This window comes from Corynebacterium poyangense, from assembly GCF_014522205.1.
Taxonomy (GTDB): Bacteria; Actinomycetota; Actinomycetes; order Mycobacteriales; family Mycobacteriaceae; genus Corynebacterium; species Corynebacterium poyangense.
Genome location: NZ_CP046884.1, coordinates 2468229 through 2485392 on the forward strand (window position 1 = coordinate 2468229; position 17164 = coordinate 2485392).

Annotated in this window: 13 protein-coding genes and 1 pseudogene; 2 read left to right on the forward strand and 12 right to left on the reverse strand. The window is 53.9% G+C overall.

Features of this window, described 5'->3' with window-relative positions; genetic code table 11:
• Positions 1 to 183: 183 nt before the first annotated feature.
• The 7 genes from GP475_RS11670 to GP475_RS11700 all read right to left on the reverse strand — a co-directional run bounded on the left by GP475_RS11670 (position 184) and on the right by GP475_RS11700 (position 9053).
• Positions 184 to 1884: a hypothetical protein gene (locus GP475_RS11670; protein WP_187974523.1), complete on the reverse strand. Its 1701-nt coding sequence runs from the start codon at positions 1882 to 1884 to the stop codon at positions 184 to 186.
• A gap of 10 nt (positions 1885 to 1894) precedes the next feature.
• The gene (gene zomB / locus GP475_RS11675; protein ID WP_187974524.1) at positions 1895 to 3727 is read right to left on the reverse strand and encodes a flagellar motor control protein ZomB; all 1833 of its coding nucleotides are present in this window, start codon (positions 3725 to 3727) and stop codon (positions 1895 to 1897) included.
• A gap of 16 nt (positions 3728 to 3743) precedes the next feature.
• Positions 3744 to 4724 (reverse strand): decaprenyl-phosphate phosphoribosyltransferase, encoded by a 981-nt coding sequence (locus GP475_RS11680; protein ID WP_187974525.1) that lies wholly within the window; start codon positions 4722 to 4724, stop codon positions 3744 to 3746.
• A complete protein-coding gene (locus GP475_RS11685; protein ID WP_187974526.1) occupies positions 4721 to 5221 on the reverse strand; it encodes a phosphatase PAP2 family protein in 501 nt (166 codons plus the stop codon). The genes GP475_RS11680 and GP475_RS11685 overlap by 4 nt, the downstream gene beginning before the upstream one ends.
• Positions 5214 to 7172 (reverse strand): glycosyltransferase, encoded by a 1959-nt coding sequence (locus GP475_RS11690; protein ID WP_187974527.1) that lies wholly within the window; start codon positions 7170 to 7172, stop codon positions 5214 to 5216. The genes GP475_RS11685 and GP475_RS11690 overlap by 8 nt, the downstream gene beginning before the upstream one ends.
• A 268-nt stretch (positions 7173 to 7440) precedes the next feature.
• Positions 7441 to 8139 carry an ABC transporter ATP-binding protein gene (locus GP475_RS11695; protein ID WP_187974528.1) on the reverse strand — a complete coding sequence of 233 codons (699 nt, stop codon included), beginning with the start codon at positions 8137 to 8139 and terminating at the stop codon, positions 7441 to 7443.
• Positions 8136 to 9053 carry an ABC transporter permease gene (locus GP475_RS11700; RefSeq protein ID WP_224399756.1) on the reverse strand — a complete coding sequence of 306 codons (918 nt, stop codon included), beginning with the start codon at positions 9051 to 9053 and terminating at the stop codon, positions 8136 to 8138. Before GP475_RS11700 ends, GP475_RS11695 begins: the two co-directional genes overlap by 4 nt.
• 163 nt (positions 9054 to 9216) lie before the next feature.
• On the opposite strand from GP475_RS11700, the gene GP475_RS11705 reads away from it, so the two are divergent.
• Positions 9217 to 10371 carry a sensor histidine kinase gene (locus tag GP475_RS11705; RefSeq protein ID WP_187974530.1) on the forward strand — a complete coding sequence of 385 codons (1155 nt, stop codon included), beginning with the start codon at positions 9217 to 9219 and terminating at the stop codon, positions 10369 to 10371.
• Positions 10368 to 10994, forward strand: coding sequence for a response regulator (locus GP475_RS11710; RefSeq protein ID WP_187974531.1), 627 nt, complete (start codon positions 10368 to 10370; stop codon positions 10992 to 10994). The genes GP475_RS11705 and GP475_RS11710 overlap by 4 nt, the downstream gene beginning before the upstream one ends.
• Before the next feature lie 805 nt (positions 10995 to 11799).
• Here GP475_RS11710 and GP475_RS11715 read toward each other — a convergent pair.
• From GP475_RS11715 to GP475_RS11735, 5 genes and pseudogenes are all read right to left on the reverse strand, one after another.
• Positions 11800 to 12771, reverse strand: a pseudogene (locus GP475_RS11715) (cyclase family protein).
• Between the two features lie 16 nt (positions 12772 to 12787).
• Positions 12788 to 13546: an SDR family NAD(P)-dependent oxidoreductase gene (locus GP475_RS11720; RefSeq protein WP_187974532.1), complete on the reverse strand. Its 759-nt coding sequence runs from the start codon at positions 13544 to 13546 to the stop codon at positions 12788 to 12790.
• 31 nt (positions 13547 to 13577) lie between these two features.
• Positions 13578 to 14387 (reverse strand): 3-ketoacyl-ACP reductase, encoded by an 810-nt coding sequence (locus GP475_RS11725; protein WP_224399757.1) that lies wholly within the window; start codon positions 14385 to 14387, stop codon positions 13578 to 13580.
• 93 nt (positions 14388 to 14480) lie between these two features.
• Positions 14481 to 15962 carry an aldehyde dehydrogenase family protein gene (locus GP475_RS11730; RefSeq protein WP_187974534.1) on the reverse strand — a complete coding sequence of 494 codons (1482 nt, stop codon included), beginning with the start codon at positions 15960 to 15962 and terminating at the stop codon, positions 14481 to 14483.
• Positions 15963 to 16010: 48 nt separating this feature from the next.
• Positions 16011 to 17135 (reverse strand): NAD(P)-dependent alcohol dehydrogenase, encoded by a 1125-nt coding sequence (locus GP475_RS11735; RefSeq protein ID WP_187974535.1) that lies wholly within the window; start codon positions 17133 to 17135, stop codon positions 16011 to 16013.
• Positions 17136 to 17164: the final 29 nt, after the last annotated feature.

Here is a 17164-nt window from a genome sequence, read left to right on the forward strand (position 1 = left end):
GTCAGTTCTCATCGAGATTTATCGACGCTCAGGCCATCAGCGTTACGGCCAATTCGAAAGTTTTATCCCGAGTGACATCGGCTAGTGTAAACCATTCCCGCCCCAAACTTCATCTTTCCGTTATCAAAACGTGAACATTTCCCGGCGTGTCTTCCCTGTTTCTCCTGCTTAGCCCCAAGAAATTTATTTTTCAATAAGATAATCTTTGGGATCATCAGAAAGCTTTAAGGTTCTTCCTTCACCGAGTGCGAATCGGATGTTCTTGAAGAAGCGAGACCAACTCATCGGCTCCTGATAACTCGCAAAAAGTTCCTCGAACTCCGGGATGCGCAGTGCTTTCTGCGCGGCTTTGACTTGGTCGATATTGACTCCTGAAGGTAACGCCTTGGGGTCAGAAATATCCGCCCCACTGGCGGCAATCTGCCAGTCCAGAGCCAAGGATTTGTCATGGCCAATTCGCCCATCGGGGATCCTCGGTTGACGGGCAGCAAGAGGGGTGGCCAAGCCCACCGTGTCATACATCCTGGCATCAAGCGGAGCCTCCAAGCCCGGAGCTCCCAAAGACAAAATATAGATCGATAGCGGCGGGTGAGTTCCCGGTTTCGGCGGCAAACTAATCCACGACTTCCCATCCGGCAAACTCAACAACGCGTCATGGTTTTTCTCCGCCTTCGCCAAAGAAACGCCGAAATCCGCCAACAACGGGGAATCTAAATAATCTTGCGCCAGCGTCGGGGCATCACCAGATTCTCGGTCCACTGCTCTGGTCCAGAACTCACGTTCATCCACAATCTTGATCGGGGCGTCGGGATGAAAAGCCACAGACCCGCGCTGGATGGTGATTCCACCCCACACCACAACCACCGCGAGGGCAACCATGCCGAGGTCTCGGCGTAAGGGGATAATCCACAGCGGCAGAAGCAGGGCGAAGAAGGGAATCAGCAGCATTCGGGCGTGCATAAAGTCTCCGCCCACCCGGATCACATAGAGAATGTGCAGGGCAGCACAAAGAACCATGAGTCCGACGGCAACCGTGGTGCGATCTTTCTTAATCCGGGCACCAGCCGGGACCACTACTGCAAGCAGCACCACCACTAGAACTACGGGAAGCCAATACGGGTTCAAGAAATTCTTCAGGTACTCAATCCCGTTAGACCACCGCTCACCACTTGCGGATTTAGCGACCGCGGTATGCGGAGTTAACAGACCGTAGTAGCCCATCCGGAAAATCTGATAAGCCAGGGGAAGCGGCACCGCACAGCCAAGAACCGCGATGCCTCGCTTCCAGGTTCCCGCCGTCAACAGTAATAACAGCCCTACTGCACCACCATAAAGAACAAGTTCAGGACGAACCAGCCAACTCAGGCCGGCCCAGACAGCCAGCGGCATCCAGATCCTGGAGAAGCGCGCGTCGGACCATAACACCAAAAGGAGCCAGAGTACTGCAACCCAAAAAATGGAGAGTCCCCATTCCAAGCCGGACGTAGCGAAATCTCGAGCAGGCGGAAGACACAGGTAAATCAGTCCACCTAAGGGAGCCAGGAGAAAATTGTGTCGGCGATACAGATGCCCCGTCCCTAAAGCTCCAATAACCATAGCCACCGCGCTGAGGAGCAACGCAGACCATAAAGCCACCAACTCTAGCCGGGCACCACTAATGCTGGCGGCCGCCCAGATTAGATACTGCCACAGCGTGGAAGTATTGGCTTCAACTCTCTCACCCGCATTAAACACCGGGCCGTTGCCGGCCTGGAGATTCAAGACTGTGCGCAGCACGATAAGACCATCATCGGCGATCCAGCGGCGCATCCAGCCCCCCACCCCCATCCCGATTCCCAGGATGAGAGCAGACAAGCAGGTAGTGATCAGCGTTCGACGGTTCAACTAAGCTCTCCTAATTGGCGTGCAAAATCTCGGCGATCTCCGCCTCAGTGAAATAATCCCGAGGATTAGCGGAGAATTGAAGATGACGCCCCGTAGTTAACGCAAAACGAATATTCTTCATGAAGCGGCTGAAACTCATCGGATCTTGATACGTGGCAAAAAGTTCCTGGAATTCCGGTTTTTGAAGTGCCGCACGCGCGAGTACAACATCATCTCTGTTAATCCAGCCCGGAAGCTGATGAATATCGGCATCACTAGCAGCTACCTGCCAAATGACCGGGAGCCATTTATCATGACCAATTCGAGCGCCTTCAATGCGCGGCATACGAGCTGCAAGCGGAGTAGCTAGGCCCACGGCATCATGCACCTGCACATCAAGGGGGGCAATCATCCCCGGTGTTCCTAATACGGTCGGATACAGATTCAACGGCTGGGTAGGTGCTTTCCCTCCCGCCGGACGAGCCAAAGGCATCCAGGAATATAACAACGTCGGCTCTTGTTGCACTACGATCGGTTGAAGCTGCGCGGCATGGTCGTGGATAGCTGTTTGCAAAACCGGCTGAAAATCACGCATCACCCCGGCGCGGAGGAAATCCTCGGCATTCTTTGGCCCATCCCCCGGCGCACGCTGCGTATCACACGTCCAAAATTCCCGCTCATCAATAACTCCCAAATGTTCTGGGCGAGCTGGATCAGTACAGGCTTGGGAAGAACGCACCGCCACGATGCCGCCCCATGCCACGACCAGACATAGCCCTACGACACCCGGAACCATCGCACCAAGACGCCGAGACGAAGCGGAAAGCGGGACAACCGGCAGCACCATGATCGGGAGAAGAGCAGCAAAAAGCGGGATGAGAAGCATCCGGCCATGCATGAAATCCCCACCCACCCGAATGACGTAGAGGACGTGGAGCGCACTGCACCCTAGCATGATGCCGACAATGATGAGATGGGAACGAAGCGGCCGGCGCTGATGGGTTTCCTGACTGCGCACCCAGTATTGCCAACACACCAGGCCAATAACGAGAAGCATGACCAACCACAAAACATAGGGGTGCGCAAAATTAGTGAGGTAATGCCAACCGCTCGCCCATTCAGCACCACTGGCTGATTTAGCCACCGCAGTATGTGGAGTGAGCAAACCGTAGTAGCCCATCCGGAAAATCTCATAGGCCAGGGGCAACGGTAAGCCCCACGCCATGATCGCCATGCGACGTCGCCATGATGGCGCGCTAAAAAGTAAAACTAAAGCTACTACTCCCCCATAGAGAGCGAGCTCTGGGCGAACCAACCAACTCAGGCCTGCCCACAGGGCCAGCGGTTGCCATATCCACGGCCAGGAATCGTCGGACCATAACACCAGGAACAGCCAAAGAAGGGCGAGCCAGAGAAGAGACAAGCCCCACTCCAAACCGGAGGTGGCGAAATCTCGAGCCGGCGGAAGACACAGGTACACCAGACCGCCAACTGGAGCTAATAGCCAATGAGTGGAGCGACGATAAAGGTGCCCGGCCCCGAGAGCACCAATAAAGACGGCGGCCACCGTGCAACCAAGGGCCACGCCAAGAGCCACCACTTCCAATTTGAAGTGGGTAATCTCAGCAACTATCCACAACAAGTACTGCCATAGTGCAGAAGTGTTGGCTTCTACTCGCTCTCCAGCATTAAAGACTGGACCGTTACCAGCTTGAAGATTACGCACGGTGCGTAGCACAATGAGGCCGTCATCAGCAATCCAGCGGCGCATCCAGCCACCAATCGCCGCGATCACGGCAAGGAGGGTCGCGCTCAGCATGGTGCTGATGAAAGCAGGATTAAGCGAACCCCGTCGATTAGTCATAATGGTTGATCATATCTTAAAGGGCCGGGACTATATATACCGCTAAACTAATGCACAACAGCCACAGCACAGCCAGTAATTGCAAAACCCGGTCGGTAAGAGCTAGCTCATCAGGTGCGCCCCCATCACCCCGGTCAACGTCTGCGGCATAGCGCAAGATAGCCACGGTGAAGGGAACCATGGAGATTTGATACCACATACCTGCTGCTCCGCCCGTCTTATGGGATAGCTCAAAACCCCAGAGTGCGTAGGACATAACCACCGCGGTGGCGGCGAGAGTCCAGACAAACCTCAGATAGGTGGGGGTGTAGCCCTGGAGAGATTTGCGGATTTTCGCGCCGGTTCGCTCTGATAATAAGCGTTCGGAATACCGCTTGCCGCTGGCCATGAAGAGAGAACCGAAAGCAGCCACCAAAAGAAACCATTGGGAAAGTTCAATATTGGCTGCTACGCCGCCAGCCATGGCACGAAGCATGAAACCAGAGGACACTAACGCAATATCGACGACCGGTTGATGTTTCCAGCCAAAGCAGTATCCCAGCTGCAGCACAATATAGACCGCCACCACGATGGCAAGCGCGTGGCCTGAGGTCGCGACATAGCTAATCCCAATGGCCAGGGCGATGAGGATAACTGCCATGCCGTAGGCCACGCCCACCGGGAGCACACCAGCAGCAATAGGGCGGAACTGTTTTGTGGGATGCTGCCGATCTGCTTCCACGTCACGAGCATCATTGATGAGGTAAATAGAGCTGGCCGCAAAGCAAAACACGATAAACGCCAACACCACGTCAAGAATGGTGCGTTTATCCAGGAACGCATCGGCACCCGCAGCGGCAGGTGCAGCAACAACCAAGACATTCTTCACCCATTGTTTAGGGCGAAGTGCCTTAATCATGCCGTCAAGGAGATTCTTCGGCGGCTGCCTTTTCTTGAGGTTGTCAATACCCTCGGTGTGCGGTTCGGAGCCCAGATGGATCTGGTCTGATTCGCTCACGCTATTTGCCTCTCTATCTTCCGGGTTAGCTCTGCACCGGCAGCGCCTAACAGCGCCCCCGCGGTGACATCAGTGGGATAGTGAACTCCCAGCACCATACGCGAGCACATCATGATCGGCACAACTGACAGCGGCCAAGCAGAGTTCATCATCCGCGACAAAAACACCATGGCGGCAGTAGTAGACGTCGCATGTGACGAAGGAAAGCTCAGCTGAGAAGGAGTTTTTACCCCGATCTTGATCCGCGGATCATGAGGCCGAGGTCGGCGAACAATTCTTTTGATCACAACTGAGGCTGCGTGGGTTCCTAAGGCAGCCGCCCCGAGCCCTAACCACTCTTTCCGTCGCTGAGGTTCGACGCACGCCCCGACCCCAGCCAGCCCCAACCAGCCGGCAGAATGTTCCCCCATAAAACTCAAAGCTCGAGCCCCAGATAACACCCCAGGGATGTGGGCAGTTGCTTTTTGGAGCCGCACTAATAGATCAGACTCATTCATTAAAGACCTTCTCCCAAGATTCCCGTGAACTTAGTTCCGGGCGTGCTGCCCGATAGCGTTCCCGCATCTCATCAAAACGTTCAGCAATCTCTTTTTGTAACTGCCAAGTTTCTTTGAGCAACTTCTTGGCTAACTCGCGATCCCGTTTCCGGAAGACCACGCCATTATTACCAGCGGTGGTAACCGTTGCAGAATCTAGGCGCGAGAGAGAGAACCATCGTGCTTGATCTGGGGTGAGGTTTACTTGGGGGCAGTCATGGTGTTCCGCTTTCGCTTCAGTGAATGAATGCTTCAGCCCTTTATACAGCCAACGCAGCTTCTTCACTTTCGCTAGCCGACCACCAATATCCTGGAGCGGAACCCCTGGGGCACCGCTAGCAGCGGGCAGTTGCGCAGCAGATGGCAGCACTTGGGCGTCGGAATATTCCTTGCGGATAGCGTTAATCCGGGGCAACGAGCTTTCCAAGATGTCAAAGAGATGCTCCGGGCCGGCGAGGAAATCTCGCATGGACTCAAGTTGGATAGCCAGGGTGGAATACTCCATGCACATGAGGTGCTTGAAGGTAGATTTCCGCAGGTTGGCGATGATTCCCTGAACTGGGCCATCATGGTACATGGCCGCAACGATCAACCGATTCCGCAGGTGGAAATAGGCTTGCCAATCAATTGCATCATCCTTATCCGCCCACGCCATATGCCAAATCGCTACCCCTGGCCAGGTGACTGTGGGAAAACCTGCTTGCTTGCCGCGGAGAGAATACTCGGTGTCATCCCACTTAATAAATAGCGGTAAAGGCAAACCAATAGCGTCACAGACTACCCGGGGGAATAAGCACATCCACCATCCATTGAAGTCCACGTCTATTCGGCGGTGTAAGTCCCGGGAGGTCTTAGCAGCCCATTGTTCTTTGCTATAGCCGCGGGGGCAGGGGCCTGGGTCTTGGCAATCGCTGAGGGGATGTTCCGCAAAGTCATGGTCATAGTGGACGTAGGGTGCAGGAGACCACATAAACGTCCGAGGATCGACGATTTCTCCCATCGTGCGTAGCTGGGCGCGTTCCTGCAGGTTGAGCATTTGTCCGCCCAGGATGAAAGGTGACCGGGCGTATCGAGCAATTTGAACGGAACGCAAGATCGATTCCGGCTCAATAACGATGTCATCATCCATGTAGAGGGTATAGGGAGAGTCCCCCACGTTGGTGAGGGATTCAAACATAATCCGAGAATACCCGCCGGAACCGCCCAGGTTTCCTTGTCGGAATTCATGGAATCGCTCTCCGAAATGTTCTACGACCTCGTGATAGCCGGGCTCATCGGCGGGGTGTTGGGTGCCCTGGTCAGGGAGGATCACTGCCTCAATAATCTGATCCACCTCAGGATCACTTGCTAAAGCTTGAAGCGCATTGACGGCATCGCGGGGGCGGTTAAAGGTCGGGATTCCCACTGTGACCCCGGCGCGAAATGGTCCCACCTGGGAGCCGTCTGGCATCGTTTGTGCCTGGGGCTGGCACGGAGCGTACCACCCACCACTGATCCGAAGTTCCGTTTCCGCGACGGCATCAAACCATAACCATCCGCCATCCTCAAAATGCGTTAAGGAGATCTCAATAGCCACTTCCCCTGATTGCGTAGCCGCGCTGGCAACATGAACCCTGGTCCCGTTGACCTTAGAGCGATAAACCTCAATGCTTCCTGCTCCCCTGGTCTGGAGATAAAGAATGACGGAATCTAGCTGAGACCAGCGTCGCCAATAGGAAGCCGGAAAGGCATTGAAGTAGGTTTCAAAGCTTGCCTCGGTACCAGCAGGAAGGGTTAAAGTACCGCGATCTTCCCACCGAAGCCGAACCGTATTGTGCTCTGCTTCGTGGAGATAAAGCATCCGCACATCATGAGGTTCACCATGTCTAGGTAAGAGCAATCGCTGTAACCGCTCTACTGGCTGGTTACTCATTCTTTTAAGGCCTCCGTTGGAGATCGGGGACATTTTCTACGCGCACCAGCGTAGTCGAATATCCTGGCAGCTCCCTTATGGCACAACCAAAATCACAGAAGAACAGTCACGGCTCACGGCACCGCTAAGCGTGAAGCTGATACGTCGATTCTCCCGTGGCTTAGCCATCAGAAGCTGAAGAAAGCCGCCGGACAAAACCTCTCCTTCGCCCTATCTGAGTTGAGAATTTATGCAGCTAACAGTGCACATGATGAACTTCGGGCGGCAGCTAGAAAGACGTCGACATAACCATTTCTTCCCCCGGAATCAATGTTCCATCGCGCAGGTGATACTGACGATCTGCCCGCGCAGCTTCAGCTCGATCATGAGTAACCAGAACGGTGGCTATCTGATATTGGTGAGTTACGTCACGAAGGATAGAAATAATCTGATGGGAAAGCTGACTATCTAATGCCGCGGTAGGCTCATCAGCGATCAGGATGCTGGGCTGAGCAGCCAAGGCCCGAGCAATAGCTACACGTTGGCGTTGCCCTCCAGAGAGTCGTTGTACTGGGCGCTGTTCCAGACCCGCTAAACCAACATTGTCTAAAAGTTCCTGTATTCGGCCTTGCGGTATGGGCTTCCCCTGAATTTTCCCCACCAGTTCTAGTTGTTCAGCGACCTTCAACGAGGGGATGAGATTAGGAGTCTGAAACACCATCCCCATGGTGTTCCTCCGCCACCGGGTCCGGTTTTCTTCATCCGACGGCAGAACTTCTCCGCGGATGAATACTTCCCCTTCGGTGGGAACCGTCAGTCCCGCAATAACCGACAGCACACTCGATTTTCCAGATCCGGATTCTCCAGTAATTGCCACCATATGTCCGGCAGAGATCTGGAGATTAACGTTCTTCACGGGGGTGATGTGCCGATCACCATCGGGGTAACTAACAGTAATATTTCTCAGTTCTATCTGTGGTGTTGTCATGACAAACTTGCTCCTAACGCCAATAGCGGATTAATAGTGGTTACTCTCCGGGTGGCGAGCCACGCCGCAGCTAATCCCAAAATGCTGGTTCCCACGGCGGGAAGCAGAATGGTCGATAGCCCCAATTGCACTGGCACCACGGCACTGGCTAGAAGCATCAGACCTGCCGCAGCTATCGTGCCGATGCTAACGCCGATGATGATGGTCAATGCGGCACCCCCGAGCGCATCTTTGAGGACAAAACTCCGACTAGCCCCGAGACTGCGCATAATTGCTACATCTCGGGTTCGCTGCATTGTCCAGATGCTGAGAAAAGCCACGATGACTAGTGCTGAGATGGCATAGAGCAAGGCCTGCATGGTGAGTAGAGAACCATGTTCTGAGGAATAAGCGGGTAAGGCTTGAAAAGCTTGACACAAGCTCAAAGCTTGGGTGCCAGCAATATCGCCGTGATTGCTCGCAACAGGCTCGTCGAGCAGAAGAGCAGTGGGTTGCTGATTGTGAGTTTTTTCTTGCCAGGTAGCAAAATCTGTCCACACCACCGGCATGTGACTATAGGTTAATTCCTTGTCGTACATTAGCTGCCCGGCGTGGATTTCTCCCTGACCACCGGGAATTACTGTGCCTACAGGCAAACCAATGTAGGTGACAGCTTCAGAATCAGAGGCGCTTAACCGTCCTTGCCTAATCCCGATGGGAGTAGGTTCGACGCCTACTGCCGCCGCCCACTGTTCTTGTTGCTGCGGAGTGATCTGGGACGTATCAAACCGGGCAGGAGAACCGTCGTGAACAGCAATAACTATCTGGGCTGGGTTGAGCGCCTCGAGAGCGGAGGTGTTTTGTTTAGCTAAACCTCCGGTTAGTGCGCTTAAACCCACCAACAGGAAGGTAATGAGGGCGACAGTGCCGCTCATCAATAAAAACCTGCCCTTGGCATGGAGCATATCTCTCAGGGAAACAAACATGGTGTTAGTTTCGCTGCTGCTGGGGTGGGAAAACATCAGTTTCTTGGCTGGTTCTGGAATCAACCACCTGGTTGATGCCTCCCACCACCCCCGGCTTCTACGCTAGTGCAGTGTGAACCCCGCTGTATTCCATTCTTCGCCATTGGCCCAAGGGCTGCGGTGGCTTCGCCTGGTACTGCACCTTATGGTGGCGCTGCTCCTTGGCGTAGGGGTGATATCTTCGCCTCACCCCACCGCTGCACTTCTGCTACTCACCGCCAGTAGTTTTGGATTGTGCTACGTCCTAGGAACCGGCTGGGAACGACGCTTTGCACTAGGGCTAAGCCGCAAAGATTTTTCTCGCTTCGCTACTCTCTGGGCGGCGATCATCCTCGCACTATGGGTACTTTTGGTGTACCTCAGCCCCAGCTTCAGTTGGCTGCTTTTCCCCCTCGTCTTTATCCTTCTCCAGGTTTTTGGCACCCGCCTCGGACTACTCGCCATCCTCGCCAGCTGGGGGTGGATCACCCTCGGACCTCACCCAGCCACCACCGCGGGAGCCGCGCTCGGCCCCGGAATAGGTGTGGTCACAGCCGTAGGTGCATTTTATATTTACCGGATCTTGCTCCACGAAACTGAGGAGCTACGCCGCACTCGCTCGCAACTGCTCGCAGCCGAAAAACGAGCCGGGCAGCTTGCAGAAAGGGAGCGACTCTCCCATGAAATTCATGACACCCTCGCCCAGGGGTTTAGTTCCATTGTGTTGTTATCTCGGGCTGCGCACCATAGCGCCGACCCCAGTGAACAACTCAACACTATTCATGACGTTGCCCAAAGCAATTTAGCGGAAGCCAGAGCACTAGTTGCTTCTCTTTCCCAGGAAAGAATGTCCCTACCGCAGCTCCTCGAACAATTAGTAGAACGGACCCGACGCCAGGAAAAGGCCTTGGATAACGCAGTGCAGATTAGGTTTGTTGTGGAGGGATCGGGCGTCGAACCTTCCCCAAAAGTGAGCGATGCCCTGTACCGAGTTGCCCAAGAGGCACTCGCCAATGCGGTGCGCTACGCCGACGCTCAACGTATCCAAGTAGCCCTTACCTACTGGCCGGAACAAGTGGCGCTGGACATCCGCGATGATGGCAAAGGTGGCGCCCAGGAAGGAGCAGGCTTTGGGATCTCTGGGATGCGCGCTCGACTCAACGAGGTGGGCGGTGTTTTAGAGGTGGTAAGTGAGGCCGAAACTGGCACAATTATTAGCGCTCAAGTGTCAACCAAGGAGGCCGCGTGATCCGTGTGATGCTAGTAGATGACCACCCGGTTGTTCGGGCTGGACTTCGTGCCATCTTAAATGCCTTCCCCGATATTGACGTGGCATGGGAAGGCGCTAATGGGCAGGATGCGATCACCACAGTCCGCGCCCATCCCGGAGACATTGATGTCGTGGTGATGGATCTTCAGATGCCCGGCGTGGATGGGATCTCCGCCACCGCAACCTTATCGGAATTATCCGGCCCCCCAGTCTTAGTGCTGACCACCTATGACACCCAGTCTGACATTGTCGCCGCGATCCGCGCCGGGGCGTTGGGATATTTACTCAAAGATGCCCCAGAAGAGGTGTTGCATCAAGCTGTTCTAGACACTGCAGCGCGGAAAAGAACTCTGTCTGCCGAGGTGGCTCAAGCCCTAGCTACCCAGCTCAGCTTTCCTGATGAAGCACTGTCCCAACGAGAAATTGAGATCCTGACCCTAGTAGCAACCGGCGCCAGCAATAAAGACATCGCTGCCGATCTTTTTATTTCGCTCGCAACAGTCAAAACCCACCTCATCCATATCTATCGAAAACTGCGAGTAGACAACAGGACAGCAGCAGTCAATGAAGCACGACGTCGAGGAGTCCTCCACCAACGCTGACCCACGCCTTCGCTCAGTAAAGATTACTGACCAATTTCGGCAGAGCTAAAGCTAACACCTAAGGATGTAGCCGTTCTTCATGACAGAGGGTCCCTTTGATGATGCGTGTCGCGGAGCCGCGATTCCGTGGTGGAATCCGAAACACCAGATCAGATGACGCTACATGATTCGGCAATACTGCTGTCGAAGACTCCTAGTTCGCTCTCCTTGGCACAGCAGTGCCTTCCGATAATCGGATTTTGGTGAGATTAGGTAGTCGCCGATGTCCATCGGTCTGTATCGCGGGTTCACGTACTAATTCAGCTTCCCATCGCAGTCTAACCGAGTTCGCATGAGATCGGCTTAATAGCCAATTTGACGCAGACTCCCCTTCTGATGTGCAAGGTAAGTGAATCTTCAGGAAGAAAAACCTCAGCAACTCTCTTAAAAATCTTGTGGCATCGCCTGGTGTCAAATTACCGGTGCCCCAGCATGGATCAGTGCTTCGACCAAGCAAGCCATCAGCGACAAAGAAACTCCAAAAGTCTATCTATGATCATCTCGACTGAGACGTCCGAAGTGTTAACCACAACATTCCTGATGCCACAAGATATCCGGAATTTTTGCTAGGTCATCTCAATGCATGTGCAGTACCGGGATACATTCTCCACAGCTAGATTCGTCTTTTCAAAATCCCCTACAAGACCTTTAGGATCTATACCTCCTATATTCAGCCTGTATCCAAATCCTGCAGCTCAATTCAATCGATAGATTATCCACCTTTGCCCAAAAGGTGAGGGAGTTACACCATCAAAATGGACCTTCCTTACTTAATGGCCACTGGGTTAACTGGGGCACCAGTGCCCGAATGGATTTTGAGTGGAGCTGCGCTGTACAAGAAGTTCCACTGCCCATCCTTGTGACAGTCATCTGCCAGGGCGTCAAGGGAGAGAATTTCACAGAAGAGGACGCCAAGGTTACGCATAAGTGCCTGATGGAGCGGCAGACTAGTACCGTTATTTGGGTCGATAGTGACCTCATTGGCGATAATGTCCGTACCTAACACAGGTATTTCCATGTCAGCGAACCATTGAACTAACTCAGGCGAGTAGGTTAGCCCGGGTTCGATAAAGGGAGTGGCGTGGAATTTCTCCACATCGCCGTTATAGTACGAACCAATCCAGCCGGTGCGGATAAGTAGAATATCTCGCTTTTGAATTTCGATGCCCTGCTTTTTGGCTGTCTTGAGAAGATCTTCGAGGCCAAAAGTCTCACCCGGTGCCAGCACTGCTTTATCACGGTAGGAAGCAATGTCGATCAGTACGCCTCGCCCGACAACTCCATGCTCCGCGATTGGCATAATAGAGGCTTTTTCCGTCGCCCCGATGGTACTCTCTGCAGGGTAGCCATTGTAGATCTGATCGCTATGCCAGGCGTGGCCAAGCGCATCAAATTAGGTGGTGCCCTGCAGATACATGACTACTACGTCGTCGGCATACTCCGCACCCCCAGGAATTACAGGACCCTTGCCACACGCGAAATGAGAACGATCAATAACGTTAAAACGCTGAGTGGGACGGCGTCCTGGCCACACAGGATCTCCAGCGGGATCGGCGATTGGGATGCCAAGGGTGAAGGTTTTTCCCGAGCGGATCGCAGCTTTACCTCTCAGGGCTTCCTGCTCATTCAAGTAGTTAAGCGACCCAATTTCATCTTCATTTCCCCACTTTCCCCAGTTTTTAGGAGAATCTGCAAGCAATTCAGCAAAATGTGGAGGGGTATTGACGGTGTTATCCATGTAGTTCCTCAGAATATTAGTAGGTAGCACGGCCTCCGGAGAGGTCAAAGACGGCTCCGGTAGAGAAAGAAAGGGAGGGAGAGGCGAGGAAGGCAATCATTTCTGCAACTTCTGCGGGTTCCCCTACTCTGCCCATAGGGATTCGCTCCAAAAGCTGCTTTTTGGTCTTTTCGTCAAACCATGGTTGGTCAAGCATTCCTGAACCGATAAGCGCCGGTGCGATGGCGTTGACTAAAACCCCCTTCATGGCAAGTTCTTTCCCTACAGCTTTCGTCATGGCAATTACACCACCTTTCGCTGCGGCATAAGGGCTAGACAGAGCATGACCTTCCATGCCAGCAGCTGAGGCTGTGTTAACAATCCGTCCGTAGCCTTGTTTGATCATTTCTGGTATAACTGCCTTGAGCATCAAGAATTGACTAGTCAGGTTGACGTCTATATCTCGGCGCCACGTCTCAAGGTCGATTTCCCATAGAGGAACCATGCCTGAACCCATGCCAGCGTTATTAATCAGAATGTCTAGGCCACCAAATTCGGACTGGGAAAGCTCCATTGCCCGGGTGGCAAGCGATGGATCGGTGACATCTCCCACCAGAGTGATAATTTTTCCTCTTGTGCTGCCGGCCTCTTCAATCAATACTTCAAGAGCTTGTTGATGAAGGTCAACGGCAACGACGTTAACGCCGCTTTCTAGGAACTTGGTTACAACAGCACTTCCTATACCACCTGCAGCGCCTGTGACGATTGCGGTCTGGCCAGCTATATTGTTTTTCATTTGTTTCCTTTGAACTTTTAGAACAGAATTATCAGGTTGCCTTGACAACATTCAGTCCCCCCGCGATCCAAATGGGTTGGCCAGTCATATAGGGGAGGTCGCCCGAAGCCAACGTTCCTACAGCAGTGCCGATATCATCAGCATCTCCCCACCTCGACAGTGGTACCCGCCCATCTGCGATGGCAGCTTCTATCTCAAGAGATCCTGCAGAAGCTGTCATGGCTGTTTGCATAAAACCGGGCCGGATTTCATGAACTGCTATTCCTTCAGGCCCCAAACGGTAGGACAGGATTTTAGCGAGCATGGAGAGTCCCGCTTTGGTAATGTTGTACTGCGCACGGTCAGGGGAGACGAGTTCTGCGGCTATGGAGGTCACTATGATAATGGACCGGTAGATCCCATCCGAGAACCGATCGGGGTCTTCTACCATGCGGCTGGCTACTGTTTGGCTTAAAAAGAATGTCCCCCGCAGATTGATATCTACAGCTCGATCAAAGGCATCAGGGGAGAGCTCTAATATATCCGTCAACGGTCGAGCCGCTATGCCTGCGTTATTGTGGAGACAATCAAGACGCCCGAAATCTTCCCATATTTGATCAACGACCTCCTGATGCCGTTCAACCCTAGAAATATCCAGTTGGTAATATCGCGCGGTCGCCCCGAACTCTCTCAGTTCCTGAAGGACTAAATCCGTGGCACTGTCAGGCTCCGACAAATCAACGATGGCTACGTCAAACCCTCGGAGGGCCAACCCCTTAGCCGCACCTAATCCGAGACCCTGCCGCCCACCGGTGACAAGTGCCACCGGCTTTACTTCTTTTTCTACACTGTTCTCCGACACGTTAGTATTTCGCATTTTGACCTGCTGTTGCTTCTCCGTTGGGTGACGATATTGTTAGCCGGGAGGCTGTCGCCTTTTCTTTCCCATGGTCGGCTAGAAGGGGAATTGTTTCTGACCAGATGCCACCCCAACCCAGTGGGTGGTGGTGAACTCTTCAATAGCCCACTCACCATTGAAACGCCCCAAACCAGAATTCTTCTCACCACCGAACATCACATGCGCCTCATCATTGACCGTGATGTCATTGACATGGGTCATACCAGCCTCAATCTGGCGAGCGAAGTTCAATCCTCGGGCCAGGTCACGGGTACACACTGCAGAGGAAAGACCAAACTCAGTGTCATTAGCCAACTCAAGAGCATGGACCTCATCCTCAGCTTTGACGATGCCAACCACGGGGCCAAAGATCTCCTCACGGAACAACTCCATCGCCGGGGTAACGTCAGCGAAAACATGTGGGGCGATGACACGACCCTCAACAGGCCCAGAAACAACCTCCCGGGCACCCTCAGCGCGGGCACGCTCAATCCTCTCAGTCACTGAACACAGCTGGCTATCGTTGATGACCGGGCCAACAACCGTCGCATCATCACACTGGTCACCATAGGTAAGGGTCTGTACCCGCTTAGAGAAAGCCTCCACAAACTCCTCATAAAGCGGTGCCTGAACGATGATGCGGTTAACAGCCATACAGATCTGACCCTGGTGGAGGAACTTGCCCATCACGGCCGCACCAACCGCCTGATCCAGATCAGCATCCTCAAGAACTACCAACGGGGCATTCCCACCAAGCTCTAGCGCCACCTTCTTGATATATTTGCCACCCGTGGCCGTAGCACCAACCTGCTTTCCTACCGGGGTGGAACCAGTAAAAGAAATCAAACGCGGAATGGGATGTTCGACAAAGTGATCACCGATTTCGGAACCCGCACCAACAACAATATTAAGTACTCCTTCGCTCAGTCCAGCTGCCTCGAAGATCTTGCCCAGCAGTAAACCGCCGGTTAACGGAGTGTCAGAAGCCGGTTTTAGCACCACAGCATTACCGCACGCTAAAGCCGGTGCCACCGACCGCATCGACAGGGCGAAAGGGAAGTTCCACGGGCTGATAACGCCTACAACACCCAGTGGCTCACGGAAAACGTAGTTAGCCTTACCTGGGGTATTCGATGGTAAGATCTGACCAGTAATACGGATCGGGAAGGTGGCAGCTTCGCGGAGGGACCCAACCGCCAAACTGGTTTCGATATTGGCCTTAATGGCAGTAGAGCCGGATTCCACACGAATCAGCTCGACGACGGCCTCCTGGTGCTCCTCAATCCAATCGGCAGCCTTAGTGAGGATCTGGGCACGCTCCCTCGGAGCCAGAGCAGCCCAGCTGGCTTGCGCTTCCTGAGCTATCTCGTATGCAGCGTCGACATCGTCTGTTGAAGCCTGACGAATAGTAGCGATAGTCTCTTCATTAAAGGGGTTAGTGGTCGCAGTAATCCTCTTAGAGGTACCCTCGCGCCAACCTCCGATATAGAGCTGGTCGGCGATGATAGCGGAATATGGAGTAGGTGTAGTAACGGTCATTGTTTTCAGCTACTTTCCTTAATGCGTAGTCGGTTCAGTAGTTATGGGTTACTGGTTTGTTTCGTCAATTCGGAGCACGGCCTTGATGGTGCCACCCTCATGAACATCGTGGATGGCCAGTTCGAGTTCGTCGAAGCTATAGGTGGTGATCAGCTTGTCGAAGGGGAATCTCCCCTGTCGGTACAGCTTGATCAGACCAGGGATGAGAGTGCGACTGTTTGAAGAACCACCCAGGGTCCCAACCACGGTCTTGCCAAATAGCGTGCGCATGTGGTCAAGAGAAAAGCGTGCCTCAGCCGGGGCACCGCCAACGAGAATTAACGTACCCATCAGTCCGACGGTGTCCGCGGCCTGCTCGATAACCTTGATGCTGCCGGTGCAGTCCAGGACATAGTCGGCTGGGCCACCGCAGATCTCGGCGACGGCCTCGACAATATTCTTCTCACGGGTGTTGACGGTATGGGTGGCACCAAGTTCACGGGCCAATTCCAGACGTGAGTCCTGCAGGTCCATCGCGATAATGGTGGCTGCCGGGGTGTTACAGGCTGCCATAACCGCGGCCAGACCGACGGCTCCGGCCCCGATGATGACAACTGATTCGTTCGGACCAGGCTGGGCGGTATTAAACACCGCGCCCGCTCCTGTAGTTATGCCACAGGCCAGGGGACCCAACAGTACAAGGTCAATATCCTTATCAACTTTCACCACTGCATTCGCACGGGTCAAGGAATAGGTGGCGAAGGAGGACTGACCGAAGAAATGCCCAGATAGCGCTGTACCGTCAGTCCTGGTATAGGCCGAGGAACCAGCATCGGGTCCGTGCAGACGTACACCAGCGAGCAGTTCGGCACCGATGTTGAGGCAGTAGCGGTGTTCACCGCGGACACAGTTGCGGCAGGTGCCGCAGTAGGGCCAACCCATGATGACGTGGTCACCGGGTTTGACCTCAGTTACTCCCGCGCCTACCGCTTCGACAACACCGGAGCCTTCATGTCCGAGGACACCTGGTAGTGGCAGGGGCATGTCCCCGGATTGAGTGTTCAGATCCGTGTGGCACACACCGGTGGCAACCACCTTAACCAAGACCTCCCCCGGGCCGGGATCGTCAATAGTGAGTGTCTCACGAACTAGTGTTGCGTTGATCTCTTCTACCACATAAGCATCGATCTTCATGTTCTGTCTCCTTAATTATTAGGGGAAAA

Excerpts from the sequence above, each read along its gene's own strand:
- zomB (WP_187974524.1), bottom strand. The coding sequence starts at position 3,727 with ATGACTAATCGACGGGGTTCGCTTAATCCTGCTTTCATCAGCACCATG.
- GP475_RS11685 (WP_187974526.1), bottom strand. The coding sequence starts at position 5,221 with ATGAATGAGTCTGATCTATTAGTGCGGCTCCAAAAAGCAACTGCCCAC.
- GP475_RS11690 (WP_187974527.1), bottom strand. The coding sequence starts at position 7,172 with ATGAGTAACCAGCCAGTAGAGCGGTTACAGCGATTGCTCTTACCTAGA.
- GP475_RS11695 (WP_187974528.1), bottom strand. The coding sequence starts at position 8,139 with ATGACAACACCACAGATAGAACTGAGAAATATTACTGTTAGTTACCCC.
- GP475_RS11700 (WP_224399756.1), bottom strand. The coding sequence starts at position 9,053 with ATGAGCGGCACTGTCGCCCTCATTACCTTCCTGTTGGTGGGTTTAAGC.
- GP475_RS11720 (WP_187974532.1), bottom strand. The coding sequence starts at position 13,546 with ATGAAAAACAATATAGCTGGCCAGACCGCAATCGTCACAGGCGCTGCA.
- GP475_RS11730 (WP_187974534.1), bottom strand. The coding sequence starts at position 15,962 with ATGACCGTTACTACACCTACTCCATATTCCGCTATCATCGCCGACCAG.
- GP475_RS11735 (WP_187974535.1), bottom strand. The coding sequence starts at position 17,135 with ATGAAGATCGATGCTTATGTGGTAGAAGAGATCAACGCAACACTAGTT.